Source organism: Brevibacterium sp. FME17 (genome assembly GCF_014897515.1).
Taxonomy (GTDB): domain Bacteria; phylum Actinomycetota; class Actinomycetes; order Actinomycetales; family Brevibacteriaceae; genus Brevibacterium.
The window spans coordinates 85,209-103,860 of record NZ_JABUYD010000015.1; the positions used below are offsets into that span (position 1 = coordinate 85,209).

Annotated in this window: 14 protein-coding genes; 9 read left to right on the top strand and 5 right to left on the bottom strand. The window is 62.3% G+C overall.

The window, feature by feature from the left end:
* Window positions 1-183: 183 nt before the first annotated feature.
* The 3 genes from INT40_RS14010 (at window position 184) to INT40_RS14020 (ending at window position 3,149) form a co-directional block, all read left to right on the top strand.
* A complete protein-coding gene (locus tag INT40_RS14010) occupies window positions 184-1,170 on the top strand; it encodes an ABC transporter substrate-binding protein (RefSeq protein ID WP_193072371.1) in 987 nt (328 codons plus the stop codon).
* 141 nt (window positions 1,171-1,311) lie between these two features.
* Window positions 1,312-2,352, top strand: a complete 1,041-nt coding sequence (locus INT40_RS14015) for an ABC transporter permease (protein WP_193072372.1) — start codon at window positions 1,312-1,314, stop codon at window positions 2,350-2,352.
* Window positions 2,353-2,357: 5 nt separating this feature from the next.
* Window positions 2,358-3,149: an ABC transporter ATP-binding protein gene (locus tag INT40_RS14020; protein ID WP_101572842.1), complete on the top strand. Its 792-nt coding sequence runs from the start codon at window positions 2,358-2,360 to the stop codon at window positions 3,147-3,149.
* Window positions 3,150-3,226: 77 nt separating this feature from the next.
* Here the strand turns inward: INT40_RS14020 and INT40_RS14025 are convergent, their stop codons facing one another.
* Window positions 3,227-4,216 (bottom strand): alpha/beta hydrolase, encoded by a 990-nt coding sequence (locus tag INT40_RS14025; RefSeq protein ID WP_319021996.1) that lies wholly within the window; start codon window positions 4,214-4,216, stop codon window positions 3,227-3,229.
* 53 nt (window positions 4,217-4,269) lie between these two features.
* On the opposite strand from INT40_RS14025, the gene INT40_RS14030 reads away from it, so the two are divergent.
* A complete protein-coding gene (locus INT40_RS14030) occupies window positions 4,270-4,875 on the top strand; it encodes a TetR/AcrR family transcriptional regulator (protein WP_101572844.1) in 606 nt (201 codons plus the stop codon).
* A 276-nt stretch (window positions 4,876-5,151) separates the two neighbouring features.
* The gene (locus INT40_RS14035; protein WP_193096320.1) at window positions 5,152-7,296 is read left to right on the top strand and encodes a BCCT family transporter; all 2,145 of its coding nucleotides are present in this window, start codon (window positions 5,152-5,154) and stop codon (window positions 7,294-7,296) included.
* Here the strand turns inward: INT40_RS14035 and INT40_RS14040 are convergent.
* Window positions 7,255-8,292: a formylglycine-generating enzyme family protein gene (locus tag INT40_RS14040; protein ID WP_319021997.1), complete on the bottom strand. Its 1,038-nt coding sequence runs from the start codon at window positions 8,290-8,292 to the stop codon at window positions 7,255-7,257. The two genes, INT40_RS14035 and INT40_RS14040, sit on opposite strands and share 42 nt — an antisense overlap.
* Window positions 8,293-8,432: 140 nt before the next feature.
* Here INT40_RS14040 and betC point away from each other — a divergent pair, with 140 nt between their 5' ends.
* The gene (gene betC / locus INT40_RS14045; protein ID WP_193096321.1) at window positions 8,433-9,962 is read left to right on the top strand and encodes a choline-sulfatase; all 1,530 of its coding nucleotides are present in this window, start codon (window positions 8,433-8,435) and stop codon (window positions 9,960-9,962) included.
* Between the two features lie 285 nt (window positions 9,963-10,247).
* The gene (locus INT40_RS14050) at window positions 10,248-11,648 is read left to right on the top strand and encodes a TIGR01777 family oxidoreductase (protein ID WP_193096322.1); all 1,401 of its coding nucleotides are present in this window, start codon (window positions 10,248-10,250) and stop codon (window positions 11,646-11,648) included.
* Between the two features lie 25 nt (window positions 11,649-11,673).
* Here the strand turns inward: INT40_RS14050 and INT40_RS14055 are convergent, their stop codons facing one another.
* Window positions 11,674-12,903 carry a cobalamin-independent methionine synthase II family protein gene (locus INT40_RS14055; RefSeq protein ID WP_101572851.1) on the bottom strand — a complete coding sequence of 410 codons (1,230 nt, stop codon included), beginning with the start codon at window positions 12,901-12,903 and terminating at the stop codon, window positions 11,674-11,676.
* 167 nt (window positions 12,904-13,070) lie between these two features.
* Here INT40_RS14055 and INT40_RS14060 point away from each other — a divergent pair, with 167 nt between their 5' ends.
* Window positions 13,071-13,748 (top strand): hypothetical protein, encoded by a 678-nt coding sequence (locus tag INT40_RS14060; protein ID WP_101572853.1) that lies wholly within the window; start codon window positions 13,071-13,073, stop codon window positions 13,746-13,748.
* Window positions 13,749-13,868: 120 nt separating this feature from the next.
* Here the strand turns inward: INT40_RS14060 and purL are convergent, their stop codons facing one another.
* Complete coding sequence (purL, locus tag INT40_RS14065) at window positions 13,869-16,235, bottom strand: phosphoribosylformylglycinamidine synthase subunit PurL (RefSeq protein ID WP_193096323.1); 2,367 nt, start codon at window positions 16,233-16,235, stop codon at window positions 13,869-13,871.
* A 140-nt stretch (window positions 16,236-16,375) separates the two neighbouring features.
* Here purL and INT40_RS14070 point away from each other — a divergent pair, with 140 nt between their 5' ends.
* Window positions 16,376-17,287: a rhodanese-related sulfurtransferase gene (locus tag INT40_RS14070; protein WP_101572859.1), complete on the top strand. Its 912-nt coding sequence runs from the start codon at window positions 16,376-16,378 to the stop codon at window positions 17,285-17,287.
* Between the two features lie 4 nt (window positions 17,288-17,291).
* Here the strand turns inward: INT40_RS14070 and INT40_RS14075 are convergent, their stop codons facing one another.
* Entirely contained in the window at window positions 17,292-18,311 is a 1,020-nt protein-coding gene (locus tag INT40_RS14075; protein ID WP_193096324.1) for an epimerase, read from the bottom strand.
* Window positions 18,312-18,652 lie beyond the last annotated feature (341 nt).

The following is an 18,652-nucleotide window of genomic DNA, read 5'->3' on the forward strand; positions in this document are numbered from 1 at the left end:
ATAGAGTGGTTGTCATCACAGTCGCACCCTTGCTCGTCTGCGGAATCAGAATGATCTGAGCCGCAGCCAGTATGTGGTTCGTCTGCAGTTCTACGAGGCCCACCGATGGGTCCGACCGGGAACAAGTGACAGGGTTCGTGCCGGTTCTGCGCAGTTGCACCGGTTTTTTCAAAGGGGAGAAGAATGCGTCTCAGGCGTCTGGCCACAGCAATTGTGGCGGTGAGTTCGGTTATTGCGGTATCAGCATGTTCGGGCGGAGACGGCGCCAGCGGTGACGGTGAAGGCGGGGATTCCTACTCGATCGGCATCTCCCAGCTGGTTCAGCACCCGGCGCTCGACGCCGCCAGTGTAGGATTCAAGAAGTCATTCGAGGATGCCGATGTCACCGTCAAATGGGACGAACAGAACGCGCAGGGCGAGCAGGCCAACGCGACCTCTATCGCGCAGACATTCGCCAACGAGGACCTCGACCTCGTCCTCGCAGTGGCCACTCCGGCAGCACAGGCTGCCGCGCAGGCAATCACCAACGTTCCGGTGCTCTTCACCGCCGTCACCGACGCCAAAGAGGCCGGGCTTGTGAAGTCCGACGATGCGCCGGGTGCCAACGTCACCGGCACCTCCGACCTCAACCCGGTCGCCGACCAGCTCAAACTGGTCAAGGAACTGAAGCCCGATGCAAAAACTGTCGGCATCGTCTACAGCTCCGGGGAGGTCAACTCGGAAGTCCAGGTCGACCTCGCGAAGAAGGCCGCGAAGGACATTGGGGTCAAGATCAAGGAAGCCACGATCGCCAACTCCAGTGAACTGGCGCAGGCAGTGGACTCCCTCGGTAAGGTCGACGCGTACTACGTCCCGACCGACAACAACGTCGTCTCGGCCGTCACGACCATGGTCCAGGCAGCGGAGAAGAACAAGGCCCTCCTCGTCGGTTCGGAAGCCGGCCAGGTGGAACAGGGTGCGGCGATCACCCGCGGCATCGACTACACGAAGCTGGGCGAACAGACCGGCGAAATGGCGCTGAAGATCCTCCAAGACGGCAAGAAGCCGGCCGACATGCCAGTAGAGACCAGCTCCAACCTCGAACTCGTGGTCAACCCGAAGGCCGCCAAGGCTCAGGGCGTTGAAATCCCGAAGAAGCTCATCGACGAAGCCGACAAAGTCATCGACTGATCGATTAAGCATCATCGACTGAGCGACCCACGTCGTCGTCAGCTCGACCCCCGTCGTCGGCCGAGACTCGTGACCTATCAGGTCCCGTGATCGGCCGGCGACACCAACCCACGCATCAAATCACCACCTGATCGGAAACACATGTTCGGAGCACTGGAACTCGGGCTCATCTACGGAGCGATGGCGCTCGGGGTCTACCTGACCTTCAAGGTCCTCAACTTCCCCGACCTCACCGTCGATGGCAGCTTCACCACAGGTGGCGCCACCGCCGCATCCTTGATCATCGCCGGGGTCAACCCTTTCCTGGCGACGTTGGCGGCCATCGGTGCGGGACTCATCGCCGGCTACATCACAGGACTTCTCCACACCAAGGGCGGCATCGACGGTCTGCTCGCCGGAATCCTGACGATGATCGGGCTGTGGTCGATCAACCTGCGCATCATGGGCAAGGCGAACCTCCCGCTCCTGCGAGAAGAGACCGTGTTCACCCCGTTGAGGGAGAACATGTGGCTGGGCACCTGGGTCTCCATCGCCATTCTTCTCGTCTTCACCTTGATTCTGAAGTTCGCCATCGACTGGTTCCTCACAACCGATCTGGGCCTGGCGATCCAGGCTAATGGCAATAACCGACAGATGATCCGCAGCCTCGGTGTCAACACCGACAACACGACAATGCTTACCCTGGCTCTGTCCAATGGCTTCGTCGCACTCTGCGGTGCCCTCATCGCCCAGTATCAGGGATTCTCCGATATCAGCATGGGCATCGGCCTCATCCTCGTCGGCCTCGCCTCGGTCATCCTGGGCCAGGCAGTCTTCGGCAGCCGCAACATCTTCATGGCCAGCCTCGGTGCCCTCATGGGTTCGGTCATCTACCGTCTCATCATCTTCCTGGCACTGCGTGCCGGCCTGGACACCAACGACATGAAGCTGACTACCGCACTGCTCGTCGTCATCGCATTGCTGCTGCCCAGATGGGGTTTCCTCAAGCGGATACCTTCACTGAGGTCACGCGGAAATCGAGCTTCGTCAGCTGCTATGACAGCAGATGAGCCAGCCAACGAAGCGGGAGCCCAGGTTCCGGCCGGCACGATCGATGTCCCCGAAGGCACCACAGACGTCCCCGCGGGGACGTCTGCACAGGCAACCGGAACAACTGTCGCGTCAGACCCGAAGGAGGACTGAGACACATGCTGAAGATCGATACCATCTCGAAGACCTTCTTCCCGGGCACCGTCAACGAACGCAAGGCCCTGCAGAATCTGTCGCTCGAGCTCGAAGAGTCTGACTTCGTCACCGTCATCGGCTCCAACGGAGCCGGAAAGTCAACCCTGCTCAATACGATCTCGGGCCGACTTCCCATCGATTCCGGATCGATCACGATCGACGGCGCCGAGGTGTCCCGGATGCCCGAATACAAACGGGCCAAGTATCTGGGCCGGGTGTTCCAGGACCCGATGGCAGGCACCGCGCCGGACCTCACGATCGAACAGAACCTGTCTCTGGCGCTCAAGCGCGGTAAGAGGCGTGGGCTGGGACGAGGGACCACCTCGGCGAGGCGGGACCTGTTCAGTGATGAACTGGCCACTTTGGAACTCGGCCTGGAGAACCGGTTGAAGACCAAAGTCGGTCTGCTCTCCGGTGGACAGCGCCAGGCGCTGAGCCTGCTCATGGCCGGATTCACTCAGCCTCGAATCCTGCTTCTCGACGAACACACAGCAGCTCTTGACCCACAGCGAGCGGCGCTCGTGACGGACCTGACGCAGAAGATCGTGTCCAATGACGGGCTGACCACACTCATGGTCACGCACAACATGGAGCAGGCGATCGCTCTGGGCAACAGGCTCATTATGATGCACGAAGGTGAGATCATCTATCAGGCTTCAGCCGAAGAGAAGAAGTCGCTGACGGTGAAGACTCTGCTCGGCGAATTCTCTAAGCTCAAGGGCGCGACCCTGGGTGACCGGGCACTGCTGAACTGACCCGGGCAAGGCACGGTTCGACCGACCCGCGTGTAATTCGGCCATGCCTGCCAGTCGGCGATATCGCCTGGCACCGGTCACGGTCGAGCGATGAAGTCCCCGATGTCACCGGTGATCTCGTCTGGATATTCGCCGGTGATGGCGTGAGAGGCATCCTCATAGACATGGACCGCTTCGGTGCCTAAGGCTCGCCGTGCCGTCGCAGAGGCGGTCTTCGGGTCATGCATGACCGAGCGTCCCGCGATGATTGCGAGGACGGGCATCGACAGGTCGGAGAGCTGCTGCTCCGTGATCCGAGTCGGTGCGGGCTTCTTCATTGTGTAATGGTGCATCCCGGCCTCGATCATGTCTGCCACCGGCATATCCTCGACCTCGATGCCACCAGCTGTGTATGAGTTGAATGCATCACGCGCGGATTTGGGAAGCCACGGGACGGAGGCCGGGATCGAGCGCAGGATCGTTTCCATCGGCAGGTTGTCGAAGGTGTAGACAGGATCGACGAGGGTCAGTGTCTTCACATGCTGCGCGCGGCGGATGGCGAGATTGGCCGCCGTCCAACCACCCAGGGAGAGCCCGATCAGGTTCACGGAATTCTCTGGAATCGCTGTGATCGTCTCGGCGAGCCATTCGGCCTCGTCTTCGGCGTCGGCAATCGGTGAGGCCTGGATGCTGCGACCTGGTTCGCCGAGGAGATCGAGTGTGTAGACATCACCCTGTGCGAGCAGGGACGGCATGTTGTCCGCCCAAACCGGTGTCGATGAGGCGGTTCCCGGCAGCAGCAGCATCGGTGAGGCTTCGCCGGTCCCTGCGAACCGATAGACCCGAACAACGCCGAAGCTGGAGCGAACGTCCATCGTGTCCGCCGGCTCCGGCATGCTCTCGAACGCCAGATCGTACGCGGTGAAGAACTCGGCCTCCCCATCGGCGCTGTCCCAATGCCCGACAGGCGATGGGGACCGGAGGAAGTATCCGCAAAGGGCCGCGATCGACATGGCTGAGACCACCTGCAGGAGCACCCGAGGACGCAACATCCGCAGTCGGGTGCGTTGCCCAATGTGAGCGTCCACCAGCCCTCCCCTACCGATCGGTCAGTAATTTAATCCTAAGGTAAAGTCAGGGTATGGCACAAGACCCAGCGGAGGCGAAGACGGGCGAGCCAGCGTTGACTTTCACCCGGCGTGCTCGGCGCGCGCAGATCATCGACGTCACCATCGAGCTCCTCGCCGAACACGGATACTCAGGAGTGTCACTGTCGCAGATCGCTGATCGCGCAGGCGTGACCAAACCGACCGTCCTCTACCACTTCACCGACAAATCCAATCTGGTCAGCGGTGTATACCGGTATGTGCTCGGCGCGGTGGTCGAATCGGTCGGTGATGCGATTGAGTCCGCCGAGGTGGGTGATCGTCCCGGTGTATATGTGCGCTCCATGGTGAATCACTTCCTCAGGCATCCCAGTCACGCCCGTGTGACCATCGAAGCGCGCATCCACGGGAACGAGCGAACGGAGAGTTCGGCACGGTGGCAGCCGGTGGCAGATCTCCTTCGCGCGGCACGAAAGGCGCTCGGAGCTGCAGAGTCAGCCGAGTTGCGCACCGCTGCACTCATCATCGGTGGAGCCATTGATGCTGTGGTCGCCGAAGCAGCAGAAGACCCGCAGTTCGATGCTGTCGCTGCGAGCGAAGAGATCGTGGAGCTGATCGAGACGCGCTACCTCGCTGGCTGAGCCTGGCCGCGTCAACACCGGGTAGGAGCAGGAATCCTTTGAGAAGCTCACAGGAAGCTGTTAAGGTCCGAAGCTATGGAAAAAACGGGTACTTTCAGGGCAGACCTCTGTGCCCGGACCCTTTCTGCGACACGAACAGCACCCCATCCCACCGCCGGCTTCGCCAATGATTCCTGGGAAGGCGCAGCGATCGGGTGGTGCGGTTCAGAGCCGTAGGCCACGCTGGCAACTTTCGATCATCCGTTTCCTCGACGATTGAGAAAGGGCCATCGCAATATGTACGATGACTCCACACCAGATACATCCCGATCCGCCGAAGCTGACCCCGATGTGAAGGCGGCCAACGCGGAAGCCGAAGCAGCGAACGTGCCGAGGCTCGACACTGATGATTCCGGCCCCCTGCGCCCCGAGCGGAAAGCCTCGCGTGAGAAGCTCAAGGCCGATGCCAAACGAATGAGCAGAGAGACCGGAAAGGGCCTGGGCAAGCTGGACTACAGCCGCCCCCGCCGCCGGGCCGATGAAGAGCCGGAGAGTAACACCCAGTACCCGCACAACACCCACCCGATCCTGGTCCCGGGCATCGCGATCGACGAACAGCGCCGCCGCTACTCCCTCGACAAGATCATCTTCGCCGTCGCCGGCACGCTCACCGTCGCCTTCGTGATCTGGGGCATCACCGATTCCTCCAATGTCGCCTCGGTGGCTAAGGCCGCTTACGACTGGTCAACGATGAATGTGGGCTGGTTCTTCAACGTCGTCGCCATCGTCGTACTCGTCGCACTCCTCATCCTCGCGTTCTCGTCTTATGGCAAGATCCCGCTGGGCAAGGACGACGAGAAGGCTGAGTTCAGCACCTTCTCCTGGGTGGCGATGCTCTTCGCCGCAGGAATCGGCATCGGCGTGCTGTTCTTCGGCCCGTCCGAACCGCTGACCTACTTCATCAGTCCACCACCGCTGACGAACGACCCGGAAACCACTGAGGCCCTGCACGGAGCTATGGCCCAGACCTACTTCCACTGGGGCTTCCATGCCTGGGCGATGTACGCCCTGGTCGGTGGCGCGATCGCCTACGCCGCCTACCGGCGCGGACGTTCGCTGCTGCTGTCCTCGATCTTCCAGACCCTGTTCGGCAAACGCCAGACCGAGGGCTTCGCCGGCAAGGTCGTCGACATCTTCGCAATCGTCGCAACCCTGTTCGGAACCGCGGCGGCTCTCGGCATCGCGGCAATGCAGATCGGCACGGGTGTGAGCATCGTCAGCGGGGCCGGACCGATGACGAACAATATGCTCGTCGTCATCATCTGTGTTCTCACCGTCGGCTTCATCATCTCTGCGGTCTCCGGTGTCTCAAAGGGCATCCGTTACCTCTCGAGCATCAACATCATTCTCACCGTCGGCATCGTGGCGCTCGTGCTGTTCCTGGGACCGACACTGTTCCTGCTCAACCTGCTGCCTTCGGCGATGATGGAATACCTCGGGTCCCTCTTCGACATGATGGGCAAGTCCCTGTCCTGGGGCGGCGAAACATACGAGTTCCAGTCCGTGTGGACCGTCTACTACTGGGCCTGGTGGATCTCCTGGTCTCCGTTCGTCGGTACGTTCATCGCCCGTATCTCACGGGGACGCAGCATCCGCCAGTTCATCCTCGGCACGATCTTCATCCCTTCGACCCTGCTTTTTGTTGCTTACGGCATAATGGGCGGAACGTCGATCTGGATGTACCGAGAGGGGGCATCTGGTTTCACCGACAGCATGGAAGCGCCCGAGGTGTTCTTCACCCTCATCGGCAACCTGCCCTATGTCGAGTGGTTGCCGGCGGTCGCGATCGTCGTCCTCGCGATCTTCTTCATCACCTCTGCTGACTCAGCGTCGGTGGTCATGGGCATGCTCGCCAGCCGCGGTGATCAGGAACCCAAGAAGTGGGTTGTCGTGTTCTGGGGTCTCGTGATGTCGGGCATTGCCGTCGTCATGCTTCTCCTCGGCGACGCCAGCGCGCTGGAAGGGCTGCAACAGCTCGTGATCGTCACTGCGGTGCCCTTCGCCGTCATCATGCTCTTCATCATCTTCGCCTGGTTCAAGGAACTGCGCACCGATCCGCTCGCACTGCGACGCAAGTACGCCCAGAACGCGGTCGACAACGCCGTGGTCGCTGGTGCTGATCGCTACGGCGATGACTTCGCATTCCAGGTCGTGCAGACCGAGCCGGGCGACGGTGCAAACGGGGGCATCGACTCCGAACACGAGGATTACACCGGGTGGTACCAGCGCACGGATGAGTACGGCGAGCCTGTCGGGTTCGACTATGAGACCGGCAAGTGGGCTGACGGCTGGACCTCCGAGGAAGCTGGGAACGACGACTCGGAGACCACCGCTGAGAGTTCAGAGGCTGAGAGCCAGACGGAATCCCGTGTGACCGAGTGAGGTGTCCGGTGTCGCGGCCGAGCGTGCCGAGGTCCGGTACCTGCGGCAATACGAGTCATGGCACATATAGGACCCGCCACGTAGCACCGGTCGCTGGTCGTGCGCACTGAAGTGACTGCTCGTCCACTCCCACACGTTTCCGGTCGTGTTGTGCAGACCGAAGCCGTTGGGTGCAAACGCGTCGGCGGGAACGGTGCCGACCGGCGCTGTCGGTCGGCTGGGGAAGACCCCGGCGAAGGTGTTCATGCGGGCCACACCGCCGGGTTCGCGTACCGAACCCCAGGGGTAGGGCTGTTGCTCGAGGCCGCCGCGGGAAGCGAACTCCCATTCGACTTCGGTCGGCAGCCGGGCACCCACCCACTGCGCATACGCCTCGGCGTCGGTATGGGAAACATGGGTGACCGGATGCCTGGCCCACTCTTCGAGGTTCGAACCTTCGAGGGTCGAACCGGGAACAGCAGCCACACCGGTCGGCCCGGGTCCGCCGGGGTGGAACCAGGTGGCCCCTGTGACCTGACGCCACCAGGGGGTAGCCTGCACAGAGGGAGAGGTCTCGGCCAGACCTTCGGCCACCAGGCCGGTGAAAACCAAGGAGTCACCATGAGTTTCGGCATCAGTGCGATGACCCGTCGCGTGGACGAACGCGGCGAATTCCGCGACCGTGACGGTCGTCGCGCCGATCGCGAAGCCCTCGATGCCAACCTCGCGGACCGGGCCTTCACCATCGTCGGGGTAGGCCAAGGGGTCCTCGCTTCCCATGAGGAACGAGCCTCCACTCAGACCGATCATCGCCAGATCCTGCGGGGCCAGAGCCGCGAGCTCGGCCAGCAGCTGCCGATCGGGAGCGGACGCGGTGGGCGATTCCCTGCCCGACATTCGCACCTCGGTGGGGGATTCTTCTTCCTCAACACCCACCTCGGCGGACCGAGGACTGCCCTGGCTCGCTCCGACGGGCGAGCTCCGTGCCGGGCCGCAGCATGAGGCCAATGTCGCCACCTTCAATCCATATTTGAGAATCAGTTTCGCAAGAATCTGTTCGATCTGACACACCTGCGCAGGTCTTCAACGCAGCTGACTTCGCAGATCATGCTTTCACAAGCAGACCATACGTTTTTGAGAAAGGACGTGACCAGCATATGCAACCGCCGAATATCGTAGTGATCCAGGCCGACCAGATGGCCGCTCAGGCACTGGGAGCCTACGGAGACACCGCCGCACTCACCCCGAACATCGATTCCCTGGCCGATGACGGGGCGGTCTTCGATCGCGCCTACTGCAACACCCCGCTGTGCTCACCGTCGAGGGCATCGATGATGACCGGTCGGATGCCCTCCGACATCGACTGCCTCGACAACGGCGACGACTTCGCCGCCTCTGTGCCGACGTTCGCTCACCGTCTGCGCAAGCTCGGCTACCACACCGCGCTCATCGGACGGATGCACTTCATCGGCCCCGATCAGCACCATGGTTTCGAAGAGCGCCTGACCACCGACGTCTACCCGGCCGACCTCGACATGGTCCCCGACTGGCAGCGCCCTCTGGACCAGAAGCTTCAGTGGTATCACGAGGCTGACCCGGTGTTCACCGCCGGTGCTGCCAAGGCGAACGTCCAGCAGGACTTCGACGACGAGGTGATCTTCAGGACGCTGCGTCACCTCAACGGACGAGTGCGCGCCAATCAGGCCGCCGGTGAGAACCAGCCGTTCCTCATGGTCACCTCGTTCATCCATCCGCACGACCCGTACGAGCCGCCGCGGGAGAACTGGGACAGATTCGCCGAGGTGGACATCCCGGACCCAGCTCACCCCGAGGTGCCCGACATCGCCGAGGACCCGCACAGCCACCGTCTGCGCACGATGAGCGGACTCGACAAGCGAGAACCGGGCCCCGAGGACATCCGTCGGGCACGCCGCGCCTACTATGCGTCGGTGAGCTACATCGATGATCACATCGGCAAGATCCGCCAGCGTCTGCGCGAGCTCGACCTTGAGGACAACACCGTCATCATCGTCACCAGCGACCACGGAGACATGCTGGGGGAGAAGGGGCTGTGGTACAAAATGTCCCCGTACGAGCAGTCCTCCCGTGTCCCGATCATCATCAACGGCCCCGCCGAGGCGGTCACGCCGGGTCGGTATGCCAACCCCGTCAGCCTCGTTGACCTGATGCCGACTCTGCTCGAGCTGGCAGGAACGTCGGATCCGGATGCGACGGGCATCTCTCTGTTCGAGTCGGCTCGGCAGGAAGCGGCAGGCGAGACGGAGCCGGCCGATCGCGATGTCATCATCGAGTACTTCGCCGAGGGCACGTATCGACCGCAGGTGACGCTCATCCGTGGACAGTACAAGCTGACGATCTGCCCGGGAGATCCGGAGCTGCTGTTCGACCTCGAAACGGATCCGGACGAGCTGGTCAACAAGGCCGGCGACGCCTCCTATGCGGAGCTCGTGGCCACGATGCGAGCCGAGCTGGACTCACGCTACGACCTCGAACATCTTGAACAGCATGTGCTCGGCAGCCAGTCGAGCCGGCAGCTCGTCGCCGATGCGCTCAAGATCGGCACGGTCCGGCACTGGGACTACGATCCGGAACCCGAGAACGGCTATGTCCGCGGCGACTTCTGGACCGCGTTCAGGTTCGGAAAGATCCCCGACACCACCGTCTGAGGACGGGCATGGGCCCTGCGGGGCCTGAGCCTCACGCACCAGCCGTGACGTTTCATCGCGCGCAGATCGCAGCGTCGAGAGCAGACTGTATACCCTCTGCTCTCGACGCTGCGGTCGTCTTTCGGTGAGATCGAGACGAGATCGAGACGAGATCGAGACGAGGGAGTGGCGGATCCCCGGCTCGAGCCGACCTCCACCTCGGCAGGAATAATTCACTCAGGGTTGGGCGAGTTGCAGGTCACACTCTCAGACTCCGGTGGCATCATCTGGAGTAGGAGGGATGTCATGACCAATTTCGAGTGGACATCTGAAGTCCCGCTGGCCGCGGAGACGACGTATCTGTGGCACGCACAGCCCGGAGCACTGACCAGGCTGTCCCCGCACTGGGCGCAAGAGATCGTCGAGGAGAGCTACCCTCCTCTCGCGCCCGGGTCGGTGGCCCAGGTCAAGACCAGTGTGCCCGGCAGCTACGGCCTCGTGCGACGACCATTCAGTTCGGTGCATTCCGAAGGCCCCTCCCGGTTCTCGTTCGTCGATGAGCTCAAGAAGGGCCCACTGAGCCAGTGGAAGCACACCCACGAATTCTCCTCAGTCGCCGGGGGAACCAAGATCGACGACCACATCGAGTTCTCGATGGCACCGGCGGGCTTCGACTCGATCGACCGCAGCCTCATCCACAACTTGGAAGCGACTTTCGAGGCCAGACAACAGCGCATGCTCATGGACATCAAGTTTCTCGAACGCATGAACGCACCACTGCTGGCACGCAAGAAGGGCAAACGCATCCTCATCGCCGGCGGCAGCGGACTCGTCGGACGGCAGGTCGCGGCGCTCTTCTCCACCGCAGGACATTTCGTGCGTCTGCTCGTGCGTCGGACTCCGAAGGCCGAATACGAATCTCACTGGAATCCCGGACTGGGAATCATCAACCCGCGCGACCTGGCCTGGGCAGATGCGGTCGTCCACCTCGGCGGGCGCACCATCGCCACCCGGTTCACGAAGAAGGCGAAGGAGGAGATCCGCTCCTCACGCATCGACTCGACGACCCTGCTGGCGGAGACGATGCGTACCTTGCCCGAGGCGAAACGACCCGAAGTCTTCGTCTGCGCCTCCGCCGTCGGGATCTACGGATCCCAGGCTGAAGAGCCGGTGGACGAGACCGCTCCGGCCGGGGACGGATTCCTTGCCGAGGTGTGCCAGGAATGGGAAGCTGCAGCCGCCAGAGTCGAGGAGCTGGGCATCCGGCGGGTCTCCATCCGCTCGGGCATCGCATTGACCTCGTTGAGCGGGTTCCTCAAACTCCAAACACCGTTGTATCTCGCGGGGGCCGGAGGCCGTTTGGGCAGTGGCGAGCAGGGCCTGGCCTGGGTTTCCCTCGATGATCTGGCCAGATCATATGTGCATGCTGTGCTCACCGACTATGTCCGCGGCCCCGTCAATGCGGTGGCCCCCGAAATGGTGACGCAGGGAGAATTCGCCGACGCGCTCGCTGCCCACCTGCATCGGCCGGCCCGCCTACTGACGCCCGGTTTCGTCACCGAGCTGGTCCTCGGTGCCGACGGAGCAAAGGAATTGGCCCTAGCCGACCAGAAGGTGCTCCCGGAAAGGTTGGAGGAGACCGGATACCAGTTCGCCCACCCCACGCTGGCCGCCTGCCTTGAGGAGGAACTCGGCAGCGGAGCGTGAAATGGGCGAACGGAGTCAGCTGAGCTCAGAACCTCTTCGAGGCGATCTCGGCACCAGCAGTCAATGACTGCAGCTTAGCGACGGCGATCTCGGGGTGGACGCGTCCACCCAGGCCGCAGTCGGTCGAGGCCACGACATTGTCGGGACCGACGAGCTTCGCGAAACGCTCGATGCGATCGGCGACGAGCTCGGGATGCTCGACGACATTCGTGGAGTGCGAGACGATGCCGGGGATGATGCACTTGCCCTCGGGCAGCTTCGTATCCTCCCAGATCCGCCATTCGTGTTCGTGGCGGACGTTGGCCGCCTCGAAGGTGATGCCACCAGCATTGAGCGTGAGCACCTGGTCGACGATCTCCTTGAACGGCAGGTCCGTCACGTGCGGCCCGTGCCACGAACCCCAGCAGGTGTGGACGCGAACCTGCGCCGGGTCGATGCCGCGCAGAGCATGGTTGAGTGCGTCGATGCGGACCTGGATGAACGACCGGTAGTCGGCGAAGGAGGGTTCCGGGTTGATCTGGTCGAAGTTCTCGGCCAGTGAAGGGTCGTCGATCTGGACGGTCAGACCCGCCTCGGTGATGGCGAGGTATTCCTCACGCAGCACATCGGCCCAGGCCCAGATGAACTCCTCGTCAGTCTTGTAGAACTCGTTGGCGATGCGAGATGCCGAACCCGGGGACAGCGCGTTGATGTACCCGTCGCGTTCACCGTACCCAGCAGCCGCGAGACCGGCCTTGAGGTTGGCGATGTCGCTGGCGACCTGATCATGGCCGACGTAGCTGATGGCGCTCGTGGCCTTGGGGAACTGCGGCTGGTCACCGGTGTCCGTGCCGGCGTTGGCATCACCGTAGACGCCGGGGAAGAGATTGCGGTCGCGGCGGTCGCCGAAGCTGGTCAGAACCGTGTTGCCCGGCTCCGAGCGGACAGCCGGAGCATCCCACTTGTCGACGTCATCGAGTTCGAGCCCGCCGGTGCGGGCGAAGGAGTAATGCCACCAGGCACCGTAATCGAAGTCAGCGGACATTGTGTGGCCGTATTCGCCGTCGTTGGGGATCGAGATGCCCAGATCTTTCTGGCGCTTGACGAGGTCGGCGACGCTGGCGGAGAGGAGCTCGTTGAACTCCTGAGTCTGTGCGTCCGAGACTGTTTCTCCGGCCAGGCGGGCGGTGATCTGAGCCTGCTTGACCTTATTGGCCTCGATGAGCTCGGGGGTGCGGGGTAAGGACCCTGCGTGCGAGGTGCGGATGGTGGCCATGGGTGACTCCTTCGGTTGTTCGACTGTGTTGTAGGCGAATCGTTCCCCCTCAGGCAATCACATTAGCCACTTCGCATGCGAGAGACTCGTCATGTTGGGTCACTTGCTGTGGCGCCAACTGGGTGAAGAGAGCGCGGTCCTGGCCCTCACCGACCTACAGTGATGTCATGAGTCAGCAGGCTTCTTCGGGAGGACCCGAACGGGAGGTCGGACCCGGGTGGACGGCGCGGGTCCTGTACTGGGTGGCCCTGGCCATCGGCTCATTGCCGGAGCTCGTGATGATGCCGATGATGGTCGACGGGGTGCGGCCTGAATTCTTCGCCGTGTATTCGGCCATGAGCGTCGTAGTAGCGATCCTCGAACTCGTCCTCGGCGTCGTTGCCCTTCTCACAGTGAGGGCCAGTCCGATGCCGATGCGTCTGTTCGGGATAGGACTACTCATTGCCATCAGCATCTATGCATTCGCTTTGCCGTACCTGATGCCGATCATTGTGAATCCTGGTGTCGACGGTTTCGGCGGCAGCGGTTTCGGCGGCAGCGCCAGCAGTTTCGAACTGGCGATGATCATCCCGAGCATCATCTGGACCTTCCACGGCGGCGTTGTGCTGGCCGGAACAATCATTGCCTGGAACCTCGCGCGCAACAGAACCTGGTGGACCCACCTCGTGGCTGCCGGCTATGCGCTGCTGATGGGACTCGTGGTCGCCTTTGTCGAATGGGCTATGAACTGGTTCGGTTCCTCATTCGCGATGTCAATGGTCCTCACGCAATGTGTCTTGCTGGGAGTGACATTCTGCGGTCTTGGTCTGCTGCACGTGCTCGGCGGCCTGCCGCGTGGCAACTAAAAACGCCGAGGGGACCACTTAGCTTTGACCGGACCAGTTGCAACTGGTTCTCTCGGCGCTAAGGGGTCCCCTCGGCAATCATTAGGGTGAGGACGTGCTGACCGCCGCGGCGGCCACGCTTCAGCCGAAGTGCTTCGGCAGTGTCCCCTCATGGGTTTCGCGCAGTTCGTCCAGGCCGACCTCGAAGTGATCGACGACTTCGAGGACGGGTGCCTCTTCGCCGGTGTCGGTCATGCCGATGCGGATGAACGGGAAGTGTCGGGCGGTGCACATGTCCTTGAAGCGGACCTCTTCGGACCGCGGCACGGCCACGATCGCACGGGCCGTTGACTCAGAGAACAGCGCGGTGAACACGTCGACACGATCGCGTTCGCACACTTCGTCGAGCCAGATGCGCGCCCCGGTGCCGAAGCGCAGGCAGGATTCGATCAGTGCCTGAGACAGACCGCCCTCGGACAGATCGTGCGCCGCATCGATCATGCCGTCACGCGAGGAGTTGATGAGGATCTCACCCAGTTCCTTCTCCATGCTCGGCTTGTACTGCGGAGGCACCCCGCCGAGGTGGCCGGCAGTCACGTCTGCCCAGGCCGAACCGTCGAGTTCAGCTTCCGTCGTGCCGAGGAGGTAGATGGTCTGGCCCGGCTCCTTCCAGCCGCTCGGGGTGGCCCGGGTGACGTCATCGAAGACGCCGAGGACACCGACGACCGGAGTCGGGTGGATGGCCACGCCACCGGTCTGGTTGTACAGGGAGACGTTGCCACCGGTCACGGGAATGCCCATGTCCTGGCACGCCTCGGCGAGGCCCTCAACAGCGGCTGCGAACTGCCACATGATCTCCGGGTCCTCGGGGGAACCGAAGTTGAGGCAGTCGGTGACCGCGCGGGGGATGGCCCCGGCAGTGGTGACGTTGCGGTAGGCCTCGGCCAGCGCCAGCGCTGAGCCGCGGGCCGGATCGAGGTAGCAGTAGCGACCGTTGGCGTCCGTGGCGATGGCGACACCGAGTCCGGATTCTTCGTCGACGCGGATGACTCCGGCATCGTCGGGGAATGCCTGGGCGGTGTTGCCCTGCACGTACTTGTCATACTGCGAGGTGATCCACTTCTTCGACGCCAGGTTCGGTGATCCGGCGAGCTGCAGCATGGTCGACCGCAGTTCTTCGTTGTTCTGGGGCTTGACCAAGCCAGCGGAGTCCACGGTGTTCGCGGCCACCTCGGCGGCCCATGATGGCTCGGCCATCGGACGTTCGTAGACTGGACCGTCGTGGGCGACCGAGCGTGGTGGCACATCGACGATGACGTCTCCGTGCCATTCGATGACGAGGCGTTCGGAGTCGGTGACCTCACCGAGGACGGAGGTTTCAACGTCCCATTTGCCGACGATCGCGAGGAAGTCGTCGAGGCGCTCCGGCGTGACTACGGCCATCATCCGCTCCTGCGACTCCGACATGAGGATCTCCTCAGGAGTGAGAGTCTCATCGCGCAGCAGCACATCATCGAGGGCGATGTGCATGCCGCCGTCACCGTTCGAGGCCAGCTCCGAGGTCGCACAGCTGATGCCGGCGGCTCCCAGATCCTGGATGCCTTCGACCACTCCGGCGTGGAAGAGTTCGAGGCAGCATTCGATGAGCACCTTCTCTGCGAAGGGGTCGCCCACCTGGACGGCCGGGCGCTTCGAGGGCTTCGTATCGTCGAAGGACTCCGAGGCGAGGATCGAGGCTCCGCCGATGCCGTCGCCACCGGTGCGGGCACCGAAGAGGATGACCTTGTTGCCCTTGCCCGAAGCATTGGCCAGGCGGATGTCTTCGTGCCGCATCACGCCGACTGCGAGAGCGTTGACCAGAGGGTTCCCCTGGTAGACCGAGTCGAAGACGGTTTCGCCGCCGATGTTGGGCAGGCCGAGGGAGTTGCCGTAGTTGCTGATCCCGGACACGACTCCGTGGAGCACGCGTGAAGTGTCGGGGTGGTCGATGGCACCGAAGCGCAGCTGGTCCATCACGGCCACGGGGCGGGCGCCCATCGAAATGATGTCGCGTACGATTCCGCCTACACCTGTGGCCGCACCCTGGTGGGGCTCGACATAGCTGGGGTGGTTGTGGGACTCGACCTTGAAGGTCACAGCCCATCCGTCGCCGATGTCGACGACGCCGGCATTCTCACCGATGCCCACGAGCAGGTGCTTCTTCATGTCCTCGGTGACCTTGTCGCCGAACTTCGACAGGTGCACCTTCGACGACTTATACGAGCAGTGTTCGGACCACATGACCGAATACATTGCCAACTCCGCCGAGGTGGGACGACGTCCCAGGATCTGACGGATCTGTGCGTATTCGTCGGCTTTGAGGCCGAGGTCGGCATAGGGCTGATCCACATCGGGATTCGCAGCAGCGAACTCGACTGTCTCCTTGACCTTTTTGGAATTGGCCTGGTCGGTTTCGACCTGCTGGGATTCGACCTGCGTGGAATTCGCAGCGTTGAGGTTACTCGACATGTCCTCTTAATGGCCCTTTCATACGACACGGCATCACCGTCAATCTTAGCCGTGCAGTGGGGGAGGAGGGGAAGCAGGTCTCATCGGCCAGACCCTACCGCCGAGTTCGGCGCACACATTCGCCAATTAGAATGTAGGCCATGGCAACTCCGAAGATCGTCTTGTTCTACGTATTCACCCCTCTGGCAGACCCCGAAGCAGTCAAGCTGTGGCAGCACACTCTGGCCGAGAGCCTCGGGCTCAAGGGGCGCGTGATCGTGTCGAAGGATGGCATCAATGCCACCATCGGCGGCGACATCTTCGACGTCAAACAGTACGTGCGGGCCACGAGGTCCTACGCACCGTTCAAGAAGGCCGACATCAAATGGTCCAACGGTGAAGGAGACGATTTCCCACGACTGAGTGTCAAGGTCAGACCAGAGCTCGTGACCTTCGGCACCGATGATGAGATCACAGTGACCGAGACGGGAGTCGAAGGCGGCGGTGAACACCTCAAGCCCGGAGCCCTGCACAAACTCCTCGACGAGCGCGGTGACGATGTCGTCTTCTTCGACGGACGCAATGCGATGGAAGCCCAGATCGGGAAGTTCCGCGATGCGATCGTGCCCGAGACGGACACCACGAGAGACTTCATCGAGGAGATCGAATCGGGCAAGTACGACGATCTCAAGGGCAAACCGGTCGTCACGTACTGCACCGGCGGCATCCGCTGCGAGGTCCTGTCCGTGCTGATGAAGAACCGCGGCTTCGAAGAGGTCTACCAGCTCGACGGCGGAATCGTCCGCTACGGGGAGACCTTCGGCAACACCGGATACTGGGATGGCTCCCTTTATGTCTTCGACAAGCGCATGCACGTGGAGTTCGGCGATGGTGCCGAATCGATCGGTCACTGCGTCGCGTGTGAGAAGGCGACCCCGAACTTCGTCAACTGCGCGAACCTGGACTGCCGGCAGCAGTACCTGCGCTGTGAGGACTGCACCGAAAAGAATCGTCAGCCCTACTGCCCCGACTGTGTGCAGGCCGGTATCCCCGCCGAGGTGACCGCCGGCTGATCTGTCAGCGCAGCAGGCTCTTCGTCGCGGCCCTGATGTCGGTCCATGTGAAATCGAAGCCTGCTTGCTCCAGTCGCTTGGGCAGCACCCACCGACTCTTGAGCACCAGCTCCGATTCCTGACGCAGGACGAGCATCCCGATCTCCAGCAGCCAACGAAACGCCGGAATTCCTAGCGGCATCCGTACGGCCCGTCGCAGAGACGCCATCAGAGTGGTGTTGTCCGAAACGCCTGGGCTCGAGACATTGATGGGCCCGGTCAGCTGCTCATGTTCATCGATGAATCGGATCGCACGCACAACATCGTCAATGTGCACCCAGCTGAACCGCTGCCTCCCATGACTGAGCGGATGCCGGTGCCAAACCTTAGGCCCTGACGCATCAGGTCCAATGCCCCGGTACCGGGTGTGACCGAACCAGCGCCCTTCCAACTGAGGACCGCCAGCGCCGAAGCGGGCTGCGGTCGCGAGCATGTTCAGAGCCGCGCCGTCGCCGAGGACGATCGCCATCCGGATTGCCACTCTCCTCGTCCTGGGCAGTTCGCCCTGGAAGAACTCCCGTTCCCAGCCCTTGGCCACGTCGACGGAGAAGCCCTCGCCGATGTCACCGTCGTCTTCGGTCTGAGGCTGGTCCATGGCATGGCGGTAGATCGTCGCCGTGCTCGAGTTGATCCACAGGCGCGGTGGCGCCGAGGCGGTCCTGACCGCATCGTTCAATACCTGAGTCGTCATAACTCGTGAGTCCCAGATGCCCTGCCGGTTGCGGTCGTTGTATCTGCAGCCCACGCTGCGGCCGGCGAAGTTGATGAGCAGATCCGCACCATCAATGAGTGCAGCGATCTTTTCCGGGTCATCCCAGGAGACATGTGTTCCTGAGGAAGCGGCCTGGCCGATGGTGCGCACCTGGTAGCCCCACGAGTTCAGGGGAGTCATGAGTGATCTGCCGATGAAACCGGAGGCTCCGGCGATGACAGCTATCGGTGCTGAGCCGTTGTCGGGATGAGGAGAAACATTTTCCGCAGTCATGAAGCGACGGTAACACCGACAGATCCGGGCGTTGGCGGGGAATTGTCCGTCCCCAGTTCAGGCAGCCGGGGCCTGTGTGTCGGGCGTCACTGCAAGAGAGCCGGTTTCGAGTTGCACGACGAGCCAGGCCTGGACTAGAGTAGTATCTCGTTGCCCCGCAGAAAACGAGTTCTTCTAGAACGGTTTTCACCGGGTGTGACCAGCACAAACACAGTTTGGGTGTGGTTCACACGGAACACGGGTGACAACGAAAAATTGAAACTGACACCCCTGGTGTACACGCCCTTTTTTGGGGGTTGTGGTGACGGGTGAGTGTTTGTGGTTTGAGAATCCAATAGCGT